The organism is Thioalkalivibrio sp. ALM2T, assembly GCF_000381505.1.
Lineage (GTDB): Bacteria > Pseudomonadota > Gammaproteobacteria > Ectothiorhodospirales > Ectothiorhodospiraceae > Thioalkalivibrio > Thioalkalivibrio versutus.
On the sequence record NZ_KB906565.1, the window covers coordinates 44,035 to 56,939 of the forward strand.

The 12,905-nt window shown below is 64.2% G+C and carries 9 protein-coding genes; 6 read left to right on the plus strand and 3 right to left on the minus strand.

Annotation, left to right across the window (positions count from 1 at the left end):
* A complete protein-coding gene (locus tag F816_RS0110335; protein ID WP_019594668.1) occupies nt 1–2,445 on the plus strand; it encodes an EAL domain-containing protein in 2,445 nt (814 codons plus the stop codon).
* A gap of 110 nt (nt 2,446–2,555) precedes the next feature.
* Nucleotides 2,556–3,347, plus strand: a complete 792-nt coding sequence (locus F816_RS0110340; RefSeq protein ID WP_019594669.1) for a ferredoxin--NADP reductase — start codon at nt 2,556–2,558, stop codon at nt 3,345–3,347.
* Nucleotides 3,348–3,350: 3 nt separating this feature from the next.
* Here F816_RS0110340 and F816_RS0110345 read toward each other — a convergent pair whose 3' ends face one another.
* Both F816_RS0110345 and F816_RS0110350 read right to left on the minus strand, forming a co-directional pair.
* Complete coding sequence (locus F816_RS0110345; RefSeq protein WP_026333227.1) at nt 3,351–3,956, minus strand: DNA-J related domain-containing protein; 606 nt, start codon at nt 3,954–3,956, stop codon at nt 3,351–3,353.
* A complete protein-coding gene (locus tag F816_RS0110350) occupies nt 3,953–4,360 on the minus strand; it encodes a YchJ family protein (RefSeq protein WP_019594671.1) in 408 nt (135 codons plus the stop codon). The genes F816_RS0110345 and F816_RS0110350 overlap by 4 nt, the downstream gene beginning before the upstream one ends.
* A gap of 130 nt (nt 4,361–4,490) precedes the next feature.
* Between F816_RS0110350 and F816_RS0110355 the strand changes: the two genes are divergently transcribed.
* The 4 genes from F816_RS0110355 (at nt 4,491) to F816_RS0110375 (ending at nt 11,920) form a co-directional block, all read left to right on the plus strand.
* Nucleotides 4,491–5,336: an SDR family oxidoreductase gene (locus tag F816_RS0110355; protein ID WP_019594672.1), complete on the plus strand. Its 846-nt coding sequence runs from the start codon at nt 4,491–4,493 to the stop codon at nt 5,334–5,336.
* A 141-nt stretch (nt 5,337–5,477) separates the two neighbouring features.
* Nucleotides 5,478–6,878 (plus strand): nucleotide 5'-monophosphate nucleosidase PpnN, encoded by a 1,401-nt coding sequence (gene ppnN / locus F816_RS0110360; protein ID WP_019594673.1) that lies wholly within the window; start codon nt 5,478–5,480, stop codon nt 6,876–6,878.
* Nucleotides 6,879–7,422: 544 nt separating this feature from the next.
* Nucleotides 7,423–8,805, plus strand: a complete 1,383-nt coding sequence (locus F816_RS14900; RefSeq protein ID WP_155998558.1) for a hypothetical protein — start codon at nt 7,423–7,425, stop codon at nt 8,803–8,805.
* Nucleotides 8,806–9,142: 337 nt separating this feature from the next.
* Nucleotides 9,143–11,920 carry a valine--tRNA ligase gene (locus F816_RS0110375; RefSeq protein ID WP_019594676.1) on the plus strand — a complete coding sequence of 926 codons (2,778 nt, stop codon included), beginning with the start codon at nt 9,143–9,145 and terminating at the stop codon, nt 11,918–11,920.
* Nucleotides 11,921–12,227: 307 nt separating this feature from the next.
* Here the strand turns inward: F816_RS0110375 and F816_RS0110385 are convergent, their stop codons facing one another.
* Nucleotides 12,228–12,902 carry a YdcF family protein gene (locus F816_RS0110385; RefSeq protein ID WP_019594678.1) on the minus strand — a complete coding sequence of 225 codons (675 nt, stop codon included), beginning with the start codon at nt 12,900–12,902 and terminating at the stop codon, nt 12,228–12,230.
* Nucleotides 12,903–12,905: the final 3 nt, after the last annotated feature.

Consider the following 12,905-nt stretch of genomic DNA (forward strand, 5'->3'; position numbering starts at 1 on the left):
ATGCCCGATCACCCGGACACCACGCGCTACCAGCGGATCTTCGAACAGGCGCCCGAGGCCCATCTGGTCCTCAACCGCAAGGGCGGCATCGTCGCGGCCAATCACGCCGCCTGCGAACTGCTGGGCTATACCAGCGCCGAACTGACCGGCGGCCTGCACATCACTGACCTGGACCTGCAGGCCACTCAGGACGACGTGGACCAGGCCCACTCCAACCCCGAGAAACGCCTCCCCGCGCACTTCGAGAGCCGCTACCGGCGCCGTGACGGTGGCGAATTCCCGGCCGAGGTGCACATCAACGCGATCCGCACGGACAGCGAGCTCGAGGTCTTCGCGACCGTCCGCGACATCACCCGCGAGCGTCAGTCGGAGCAGGCGCTGAAGAGCCTGGAGACCCAGCTGGGCGCGACCATTCGCCACGCCCCACTGATCCTGTTCGCGCTGGACGCAGACGGCCGATTCACGCTATCCGAGGGGGCCGGGCTGCAGGCCCTGGGCCTGAACCCCGGCGAGGTGGTCGGGCGCAATTTCCGCGACGTCTATGCGGACCAGCCCGGCACACTGGAGGCCGCCGAACGCGCCCTCGCGGGCGATGCCTTCCAGTTCGAGGATACCGTCAACGGTACGCATCTCAGCGTCTCGTGGATCCCCATGAAAGACCCGGAAAAGGGTCCGGACGGGGTACTCGGCGTCGCCTGGGACGTCACCTCGCTGCGGGCCGCGGAGGCCGCCACGGGGGCCGAACGGGACCGCCTGCTAACCACGCTGCAATCGATCAGCGACGCGGTCATCACCGCAGACACCCACGGGCGCCTGACTTACCTGAACCCCGCCGCCCAGGTACTGCTCGGGCTGGATGCCACCAGCGCCCAGGGCCGCCTGGTGGACGAACTGCTGGACCTGGAAGACACCCGGACGGGGACCAGCGTGCTCCGCCCGGTGGAACAATGCCTGAACCTGGGCGGCACCGTGGAATCGCCCGAACGCATACTCCATCGCGCCGACGGCGAAACCCGCGTGGTGCGCATGCTGGCCTCGCCCCTGCAACGCCCGAACCGCGAGGCCCAGGGTGTGGTGGTCGTGCTGCACGACCACACCGAGCTGTGGCAGATGACCCAGCAGCTCAACCATCAGGCGACCCATGACGACCTCACCGGCCTGTGCAACCGCCGCGAATTCGAGCGGCGACTGGACCAGGCCCTGCACATTCAGGAGGAGGGCGAGACGCCGCATGCGGTGTTCTACATGGACCTCGACCAGTTCAAGATCATCAACGACACCTGCGGCCACCAGGCCGGCGACGAGCTCCTGCGGGAACTCTCCGAGCGCCTGCGGCACCTGATCCGCGAGAACGATACCCTGGCCCGGCTGGGTGGCGACGAATTCGGCGTGCTGCTGTGCCACTGCCCGCCCGAACGCGCCGAGGCGATTGCCCGGAAGATGCTGGAGACCGTGCAGTCCCTGCGCTTCGCATGGGAGGGCCGGCGTTTCGATGTCGGCGTCAGCATCGGTCTGGTGCCGGTCAGCGGCCCGGAACAGACCCTGCCCGAGATCCTCAGCCAGGCGGACTCCGCCTGCTACGCCGCCAAGGAAAACGGCCGCAACCAGGTCTACGTCTGGCAGCCCAGCGACCAGGCCCTGCGCCGCCGACGCGGGGAGATGGAATGGGTCGGCCGCATCCGCTCGGCGCTGGAGGAAGGGCGCTTCGCGCTGTTCGGCCAGGCCGTCCACCCGCTGGGTCCGGTCGCCCCGGACCTTGCCCATGTCGAGGTGTTGATGCGCCTGCGCGACGAGGATGGCCGGCTGATCCCGCCGGGCAGCTTCATCCCGGCCGCAGAGCGCTACCACCTGATGCCGGATATCGACCGCCACATCATCGACAACGCCTTCGCCATGCTCGCCCGGCATCGTGCGCCGCGCGAGAACCCATCCCACTGCGACCCCACCCTGGCGATCAACCTGTCGGGCCAGTCGCTGGCGCAAGAGAGCATGCTGGAATTCGTAACCGAGCGCCTGCAGCACTACGCCATCCCGCCGCGCTGCATCATCTTCGAGATCACCGAGACCGCGGCCATCAGCCACCACGAACGCGCCCAGAGCCTGATCCGCACCCTGCGCTACATGGGTTGTCGTTTCTCCCTGGACGACTTCGGCAGCGGTCTGTCGTCATTCGGGTACTTGAAGAACCTGCCGGTGGACTTCATCAAGATCGACGGCAGCTTCGTGCGCGATATTGCCCACAACGCGGTGGACTCGGCCATGGTCACGGCCATTCACCGCGTGGGTCATGTCCTCGGCCTGCGCACCATCGCCGAATGTGTCGAATCAGCCGCGACCATGGACCGCCTGCGCGAGATCGGCCTGGACTTCGTGCAGGGCTTCTACCTGTCGGAACCGGCCCCGCTGGAGCAACACCTCACGCTCATCGACAGCAGCGCCCGCTGACGAGCGACACCCATTTCCGAGTGTTTTCCTTGGTTTTTGCCGGCGCTTTCGCTTCCGGTGCGGGGACTTGCTAGCGTAGGACCGAACAACAATCGGAAAACTACGCACTTATGCCGTATTCGGAACAACGCATCACCTCCACGCGCCGCTGGTCGGACAAGACCTTCAGCTTCACCACCACGCGACCGGAGGGTCTGGAATTCAAGAACGGGCAATTCGTGACCCTGGGGCTGCGTCCCGAGGGCAAGCTGATTCCGCGTGCGTATTCGATCGTCTCCGAACCCGAGGCCGAGGAACTGGAATTCCTGAGCATCCACGTGCCGGATGGCGCCCTGACCAGCCGCCTGGCCGAGGCTGGACCGGGTGATTCGATCTGGATCAACACCAAGGTCACCGGCTCGCTCACCTTCGACTACGTGCAGCCGGGCCGCACCCTGTACATGCTGGCCACCGGCACGGGGCTCGCCCCGTTCATCTCGTTGATCCGCAGCCCGGAGCTGTTCGAGCACTTCGACAACGCAGTGCTGGTGCACAGCGTGCGTACCGTCGAGGAACTGGCCTACCGCCAGGAGATCGAGTCGCGCATCAGCGCCCGCCTGCGCTACGTGCCGACCGTGACCCGCGAGAACCACGACTTCGCCTGCCCGATCGCGCAGCAGCCCTACGACAACAACCAGCGTGGCGCCGACATGTTCCGCTCCGGCGAGCTGAGCCAGATCCTCGATCTGCCGCCTGCGGATCCGGAACACGACCGCGTGATGCTGTGCGGCAACCCGGCCATGAACCGCGAGATGAGCGAGTGGCTGACCGAACACGGCTGGACCCAGACCAACTACAAGGGCGTGGGTACCTTCACCGTGGAACAGGCGTTCGTCACCACCATGTCGGACTCGGACGACTGAACCTCAGCCCCGGACCAGCAGGACCCAGCGGGCCGCGTTGATCCGCTGCAGTTTGGCCGTGTCGCCACCCCGGTCCGGGTGGTGGCGCTGCGCCATCCGGCGGTACTGTCGGCGGATCGTATCCGCATCCACCGGCTCCGCAAGCTCCAGCACCTCCAGCGCCTGCTCGCGTTGCTGGTCACGCCCCAGCCGCGACCAGAACTCACCCAGAAGCGCCTCCACCGCCGCCGCATCCATGGTTTCCAGCTGCGCCAGGTCAAGATAATAGGCGCGCAACGGATCGTGCATCGCCAGAAGCCCATCCACCGCGCCCCCCTCCCGCACCGGCTCGATCCCGATATCCAGGCAGTGGATACGCAAACCTTCGCCGCCCTCCGCAAGGCGGTCGCGCAGCCGGTACAGGCAGTGGAACAGCACAAAGTGCGCCTGAAACAGGCTCAAGGGCTCCTGCAGCCGCGCCCCGGCAAACGGCTCCACGCCCGCGTCGCGCAACTGCGTGATCAGGGCGTGCTCGGTCAGCCCGTCCGACTGCGTGCGCAGGCACTCCAGCACCCGTTCCAGCAATGCCGGATGGACCGGTGACGCGACCGCATCCGAAACGGCTGTCATGCGCCCGGGAACTCCCCGTCGACATACACCCAGCGCCCGTCTTCGCGGCGAAAACGGCTGCGCTCGTGCAGACGTACGCCCTGACCGCGCACCCGTGACCGGGCAATGAACTCGACCCAGCCTGCCTCGTCGTCCGGCCCACCCGCCTCGGTCGCGCGTATCGCGAGCCCCAGCCAGCGCTGTTCCGGGGCCAGCTCCACGGATGCCGGGCGTGTCGCGGCCGCCCAGGTCGCCAGCAGATAGTCCTCACGCCCTTCCACAAACGCGGCATAACGCGAGCGCATCAGCGCCTCCGCCGTGGGCGCCGAGGCCGTACCATCCAGATACGGCCCACAGCAGGCGGCACGGTCCTGCCCGGACCCGCAGGCGCACGTATCGACCTTCTTTCGGCTCGCCTTGCCCAAGCCCCATCTCCCGTTCATCTGCGTTCCAGCCAGCATGCCCAAGCTATCGCCCTCGGTCGAACCCTCACTTTGGTACTGGTCTTTCGCCAGCGAAATCGGTAGCGTGCGAATCACGACTCCGGAGGGAACAATGGCCAACATCCTGATCATGGGCTGCGGCGATCTCGGCTGTGCCGTTGGCCAGCAACTTGCCCACGGCGGACACTCCGTCTGGGGCCTGCGCCGCCGGCCGGAGCACATCCCCAAGCCGATCCAGCCCCTGGCCGGCGACTTCGGCGTCGCGAACGGCCTGCCGGAGCTGCCGCCGGCACTCGACACCGTTTATTTCATCGCCACCCCGGGCGAGTTCACCGAGCCCGCCTATCGTCGCGCCTATGTCGCCGGCCTGCGCAACACCCTGACCGCCCTGGAACGGGCCAGCCAGCAGCCGCGCCGCGTTGTCTTCGTCTCCAGCACCTCGGTCTACGGCGCCGACGACGGGCGCTGGGTCGACGAGACCAGCCCCACCGAACCCACCCGGTTCTCCGGGCGCGCCCTGCGGGAAGCCGAGCAGTTGCTGGCCGACAGTCCCTTTCCCGGCGTGGTCGTGCGCTTTGGCGGCATCTATGGCCCGGGCCGCGAGTACCACCTGCGCAAGGTGCGCGAGGGCGTGCGTGGTCAGCACGAAGCGCCGGTCTGGACCAACCGCATCCACCGCGATGACTGCGTGGGCCTGCTGACCCATTTGTTCAATCTGGATGACCCCGAACCGATTTATCTGGGCGTGGATGACGAGCCCGCCCTGCGCCACGAGCTACTCGCCTGGCTGGCACAGGCGATGGAGATCGACCCGCCCGGCACACCGCCGATGCCCGAGGGCGGAGTCTCCGGCAAGCGCTGCTGCAACAAGCGCCTGCATGCCAGTGGCTATCGCCTCCAGTATCCCGACTACCGCACCGGCTACCGCGCCCTGATCGACCAGATCGCCACAACCTGAGCCTACGGCGCCCCAGTTGCCGGGGACGAATGATCGCTGGACACCGGCATACAGCCCGCATCTGCTAGCTGTTTGTTTTCCAGCACAGAACCTGCGCTCAGAGTCTCGTGCCCCCGCACCGGATCGAAGATAATGCAGCCTATGGACGATCATACAAACGCAGGTACGCCCGTCTGCGGCGCCAAGATTTCGACCCGGGTCTATCCGTCCGGGACGTTGAACATGCTCTCGCGCGAGGAAGTCGCGCGCTTGTCGGATGCCACCGAAGAGGTTGGAGAAGTTCTGCGCCAGTGCGCGTTGGCCGTGCTCAACTCTGGCGCGCAGGGCGATGATGTCGAATCCATGCTGCGCGACTACGAGGACTTCCGCATCCAGGTCCACCAGGTCAATCGCGGCATGCGCATCGACCTGGAAAACGCGCCGGCCTGCGCCTTTGTCGAGGGCAAGATGATTCGTGGGATTCGCGAACTGCTGTCGGCCGTGGTCCGCGACATCGTCTACTTCCACACCGAGATCGGGCCCAACCCCTATTTTGATCTGGCCGAGCCGGAAGGCATCACCAACACCGTTTTCGAGATCCTGCGCAACGCCCGTCTGCTCGACGCCCAGCGCGAACCCAATGTGGTGGTCTGCTGGGGCGGGCACTCGATCAGCGGTGAGGAATACGACTACACCAAGGAAGTCGGCTACCAACTGGGTCTGCGCGGTCGCGACATCTGCACCGGCTGCGGACCCGGAGCGATGAAGGGCCCGATGAAAGGAGCGACCATCGGCCACGCCAAGCAGCGCACCCTGCCGGGCCACTATATCGGCGTCTCCGAGCCGGGGATCATTGCCGCCGAGGCACCCAACCCGATCGTCAACGAGCTGGTCATTCTGCCCGACATCGAAAAGCGCCTCGAGGCCTTTGTCCGCCTGGGCCACGGAATCGTCGTGTTCCCTGGCGGCGTGGGCACGGCCGAAGAGATCCTGTTCATACTCGGCATCTTGCTGAATCCAGCCAACCGCGAAGCACCGTTTCCGCTGATCTTCAGCGGCCCGGAGTCGGCACGCGACTACTTCGAGGAGATCGATCGATTCATCGGCCTGGCCCTGGGCGACCGGGCACGCGAACTCTACCGCATCGTCATCGATGATCCGGTCGCCGTGGCCCGAGAGATGACCCGCGGCATCGATCAGGTACGGGAGTGGCGTGTGCACGTCAACGACGCCTTTTATTTCAACTGGCTGCTCGAGGTCCAGCCGGACTTCCAGCAGCCCTTCGAGCCCAGCCATGCGGCCATGCGGTCCCTGGAAATCTCGCGCGAGCTGGAGCCGCACCATCTCGCCGCCAACCTGCGTCGGGCCTTCTCCGGCATCGTCTCGGGCAACGTCAAGCCCCAGGGCGTGCGCGCCATCCGTGAGCACGGCCCCTTCGAGATTCGCGGCGAACCCGACATCATGGAAGCCCTCGACCAGCTCCTGCGTCGATTCATCGCCCAGAACCGCATGAAACTCCCCGGCGGCGCGGCCTACGAGCCCTGTTATCGGATTATCAGCTAAAGCAATCCAACCGTCTTCGCCGCAATGCCCGCTTGTCCAACAGTACTTTCAAGACCCCGCTACCAGCCCATCAGCAGGGGTCGGCGGCACGAGACCGCCGGACCGTTTCTCTTCGGCCAGTCAATGACGGGCGTCGGGCACCGACGCGCTGTGTCACCGGACAGGAGGGGCCGCAGTCGGCCCGAAGCGGCCGGTGGAGCTTCCAAGCGAGCGTCTGCAATCCACTCCCATCGACCAGCTAGCTGACGCACAATACATGTGGATCCGCCTTACGGATTCTTTTCGCTCCGAGCTTTTCCAATCTGCGCTAGGCACGCACACGGGCGCATCGGCACTGCGCAAGGGGTCACGGGCGTTGCCCCAGAAGACCCGCCCGTCGCCGTTATTTTGGATTCTGCTTAATGGGCATTCCTATTAGAGCACACCGTTGAAATAAGCGACTAGTCTGAACGTTCGCTACACTCCGAATAATGCACGTCGATTTGATCTATTGGCGAACTCGGTCAATTGGGATGGAACACATAGAGGATATTTGAGGGAAAATATGGCTCGTCAAGAGAATCAGGCACGCCAATCAGCATGGATTATCAGCCGAGATGTCGCAACCGTAAAAGGTTTCCTCGAGTTCGCTCAGGAGATCAAGTCAAGTGGCTCAGGTAACACGTCACCGAATGTCACTGTAACATTAACGGGGGCTAAGGATGGAACCAACTTCACGGGCGACCCAGACGCGGTGGCCAACGAAATCTCGATAGACGAAAGCCCCAAATTCGTCAGCGTGAATGCGAAGCTCGTGTTCCCGGGTCATGGGAATGTCTCGGGCACTATCACGATTAATATGGCACGGCGTGAACTCACAATTAACTTACCGAAAGGGCCTGCTTCGCTCGCTCCAGACTTGTTCGACTTGGCGCTTTCCCGCTTTCCACCCGAAGATGGATTAGATGGAGACCAAGAGGAATCGCTTTCTCTACGTTTGTCACGATTAATCCGCGAGGCTGAAAGCGCCGCGGCCGCGGCAAAAGAGTCTAAGGACTCCGCGCACGAAGCTAACTCAGCGAAGGATCGGGCTAGCATCGCGGAGAAAGAGGTCCAGGAAACGCTTAAGGCTACAAATGCTGCAGCGGAACAATGTGCGAAGAATCAAGAGCAAAGTAGCGAGCATTCGGCTGAAATAGGGAACGCAAAGGCCCAGGCGAAAGCGGACCAAGAAGCCATCATGGCCGCAAGGGAACAAACTGGGCCACTAAAGGCGGATATCCGGAAGTTTCATGAAGAGATTGAGGCCAACCGCAAGCGCATCGTCGATGCAGAAAACAAAGCTGATCATGCGATTAAAACAAATCAAGAGGCTACCAACGGCCTGATAGAACAGAATGAAGCTCTTCAATCTGAAATTAAAGAGCACCTTCAAAAGGCAGTAGGCGCATCTCTTTTTGCAGCCTTCCAGAATCGTAAGGACCAGATTTCAGGATCAAAATGGATATGGGCTGCCTTGGTCGGATTGGCAATTGTCCTCCAAACAGCGATTTTGATATGGCTCGCTGGTGATGTCGGAGCATCGGAGTCTGACGCGCCGTTTTACGCACGGCCCGGGTTTGTGCTTCGAGCGCTTGCATCGATACCGATTATATTTTTCATTGGGTATGGAATTCGGCAGTATGCGAGAGAGCGAGATTACGAGGAGTTGTATGCATTCAAGTCTGCGCTGTCGTTCTCGCTGGCGCCATACCTCGACTTGGTGAAGACGCTTTCAGAGAAAGATCAGACACAAGATTATCGAGAGTTTGTAGTGAGTACAATTGGACAGATATTTGAAAACCCCCGCCAAGATGAGGCTGCCAAGGGTAATCCGGAGAAGGATTCCACTGCGGCACGTGAGCTTCTAGACCGAATGATTGATTTAATGGAAAAAGCAAAGAAATGAATTGGCCGAAAGGGTTAATTGTATGCCGACGGACGTCAGTGCGGGCATGCCGCATGGAGTGAGGTCAATCTTTAGGTTAAGCGAGTAAGCTCGAGCCGTGGGAGGTCGAAAGACCCTCGGAGGGCCGTCAGGAGCGGCTGCTTCGGGTCGACAGGTGCCACCGAGAACGGGCCGATAGTGAGGCAACCGGCCTTTCCGTAGCCCTCCGGCACCGGCTACGCAGGTGCCGTAACCGCCAGATGCCAAACTCGGGCCAGACAATCCTGCCAGGCGGCGGACGGGCCGCGCCGTTATAATGCGCGGCTTTCCCCATTCTGACCCGAGCGCTGGCGCGACCATGGACAAGAGCTTCGACCCGAAAAGCATCGAGCAGACCCAGTACGACCGCTGGGAGGCCGCGAACATCTTCGCGCCGCCGGCGACGGGCGAGGCCAACTACTGCATCCTGCTGCCGCCGCCGAATGTCACCGGCACCCTGCACATGGGACATGCCTTCCAGCACACCCTGATGGACACCCTAATCCGCTACCGCCGGATGCACGGCGACCGCACCCTGTGGCAGGGCGGCACCGACCACGCCGGGATCGCGACCCAGATGGTGGTCGAACGCCAGCTGGCAGCCGATGGCAAGGGGCGCCACGACCTCGGGCGCGAAAAATTCCTCGAGGCGGTGTGGGACTGGAAGGGTGAATCCGGCGGCACCATCACGCGCCAGATGCGCCGCCTGGGCGACTCCATGGACTGGTCGCGCGAGCGCTTCACCATGGACGAGGGCCTGTCCGCGGCGGTGCGCGAAGTCTTCGTACGCCTGCATGAGCAGGGGCTGATCTACCGCGGCAAGCGCCTGGTCAACTGGGACCCGGTGCTGCATACCGCGCTGTCCGATCTCGAAGTCCTGTCGGAAGAGGAAGCCGGCCACCTCTGGCACTTCCGCTATCCGCTGGCCGACGGCTCCGGCCACCTGACCGTCGCCACCACCCGCCCGGAGACCATGCTGGGCGACACCGCCGTCGCGGTGCATCCGGAGGACGAGCGCTACCAGCACCTGATCGGCAAGACCATCCGGCTGCCGCTGGTCGGGCGCGAGATCCCGATCATCGCCGACGACTACGTCGAGGCCGAGTTCGGCTCCGGCTGCGTGAAGATCACCCCGGCGCACGACTTCAACGACTACGCCATGGGCCAGCGCCACGACCTGCCGGTGATCAACATACTGACCATCGACGCCAGCCTGAACGACAACGTGCCGCAAGCCTATCGCGGGCTGGACCGCTACCAGGCCCGGCAGAAGGTTGTCGACGACCTGGATACGGAAGGACTGCTCGAAAAGATCGACGACCACAAGCTGATGGTCCCGCGCGGCGACCGCTCCGGCACCGTGGTCGAGCCCTACCTGACCGACCAGTGGTACGTGAAGGCCGGCCCGCTGGCCGAACCGGCAATCAAGGCGGTGGAAGACGGCCGCATCCGCTTCGTGCCGGAAAACTGGTCGAAGACCTACTTCGAGTGGATGCGCAACATCGAGGACTGGTGCATCTCGCGCCAGATCTGGTGGGGCCACCGCATCCCGGCCTGGTACGACACCGACGGCAACGTGTACGTGGGCCGCTCCGAGGACGAGGTGCGCGAGAAGCACGGCCTGGGCGCGGACGTAACACTGGAACAGGACGAGGACGTGCTGGACACTTGGTTCAGCTCGGCGCTGTGGCCGTTCTCCACCCTCGGCTGGCCGGAGAATACGCAGGAGCTCAAGGACTTCTACCCGACCAGCGTGCTGGTCACCGGCTTCGACATCATCTTCTTCTGGGTCGCCCGCATGATCATGATGGGCGAGCATTTCATGGGGGATGTGCCCTTCCGCGAGGTGTACGTCACCGGCCTGATCCGTGACTCGGAAGGCCAGAAGATGTCCAAGTCCAAGGGCAACGTGATCGATCCGATTGATCTCATCGACGGCATCAGCGCCGACGACCTGGTCGCCAAGCGCACCCGCGGTCTGATGCAGCCGCAGATGGCGCAGAAGATCGAGAAGGCCACGCGCAAGGCCTTCCCCGACGGCTTCCCCGCCTTTGGCACCGATGCCCTGCGCTTCACCCTGGCGGCCCTGGCCACCACCGGGCGCGACATCAAGTTCGACCTCGGGCGCATCGAGGGCTACCGCAACTTCTGCAACAAGCTGTGGAACGCCTCGCGCTTTGTGCTGATGAACGTCGAGGGCCACGACTGCTCCGCCGCGGCCGATACCGCGGAACACCGCACGCTGGCCGATCGCTGGATCCTTGACCGCCTGGCCGTGACTGCCGCGACCGCCACGCAGCAGCTCGATGCCTACCGCTTCGACCTCGCCGCGCAGACGCTCTACGAGTTCACCTGGCACGACTACTGCGACTGGTACCTGGAGCTGACCAAGCCGGTGCTGAACGACGACGCCACGCCGGAGGCGGTCAAGCGCGCCACGCGCAATACCCTGGTCACCGTGCTGGAGGCCCTGCTGCGCCTGCTGCACCCGGTCACCCCGTTCATCACCGAGGCGATCTGGACCAATGTGAAGCCGCACGCCGGCATCAGCGACGACATCGAGTTCCTGGTGCAGCGTCCGTGGCCCGGCCAGGACGGCTTCCCGCGCGACGAGACTGCCACCGCCGAACTCGACTGGGTGAAGGACTTCATCACCGGGCTGCGCCGCATCCGGGCGGAGATGGACATCGCCCCCGCCAAACCGCTGCCGGTGCTGGTGAAGAACTGGACCGACGCCGACCAGGAGCGCTACACCCGCCACCGCGGCCTGCTGGAGTTCCTCGCCAAGCCCGAGAGCGTCACCTGGCTGGACACGGCCGACGAGGCCCCGGAATCGGCGATGGCCCTGGTCGACGACATGCAGCTGCTGATTCCGCTGGCCGGGCTGATCGACAAGGACGCCGAGCTCGCGCGCCTGGACAAGGAAATTGGCAAGCTCGACAAGAATCTCGAACAGAGCGAGCAGCGGCTTTCCAACGCGAGCTTCGTCGACCGCGCACCGGCCGACGTGGTGCAGAAGGAGCGCGACCGCGTCGCCGAGATGCACGCCACCCGCCACCAACTCGCCACGCAACGCGAACGTATCCGCACGATGTAAGGGCGCTTTTCACCACGAAGCACACGAAGGCACGAAGAAGGTCAAGGGCGAAAAACCTTTTCACCACAGAGGACACGGAGATCACAGAGTAGGCAAAGGCGCTTTGTAGGATGCGGTTGAGCGTAGCGAAACGCATCAATCCGGGGGCGACCGGGAAGCCCCGGGCCGTGACACGATGCGATTCGCTACGCTCATCACATCCTACCCTCGATTTTCTCCGTGGACTCTGTGCCCTCTGTGGTGAAAACGCCTTTGAATGTGCCCTTCACCTTCTTCGTGTCTTCGTGCGCTTCGCGCTTGAAGAACATCAACTGATCCGTTCGAGCATACCCCGGTGGCGGATCAGGCGCGCCAGGGTGCGGCCGGTGTGGTACCAGTGCAGCATCCAGCATTCGCGCGCCAGTCGCGCCGCCGATACGGTGGAGCCCGGCTCCGCCGGACAGGGGCAGACGCGCAATCCCATGCCACGCGCGATGGCAACCGCCCGGGCGAGATGAAAGCGACTGGTCACCAGCACCAGGGGCGCATCACCGGCCTCCGGCGTCCCCGTCAGCAGATCGCGCGCATTGCGCAGATTCTCCAGCGTATGCCGCGAGGCGTCTTCGGTACGGATGCGCGTCGCCGCAATCCCGTGGTGTTGCAGAAAGGCAGCGCCCGCGGCGGCCTCGCTGGGAGCCCCGACGGAGGTCTGCCCGCCCAGCACCAGGATCCGGGCATCGGGGTTCCGGCGCGCCAGACGCACGGCACGCAGCAGGCGCAGGCGGTAGCCCGGACCGGGCGCGCCCGACTCCAGCTGCTGCCCCAGCACCAGGATGCAGTCCCCGCGCCCGGGGCAGCGCCGCCGCCGCGACCAATGCAGGGTGTAGAGCCACAGCGCCAGCCAGGACAGGCCGCCGGTCGCCAGGATGATCAGATTCGACAGCGCAAAGGTCACCAGGCCATCCGGGCCGATGCGACCCAGTCCGACACGCACCTCGCCCACGGG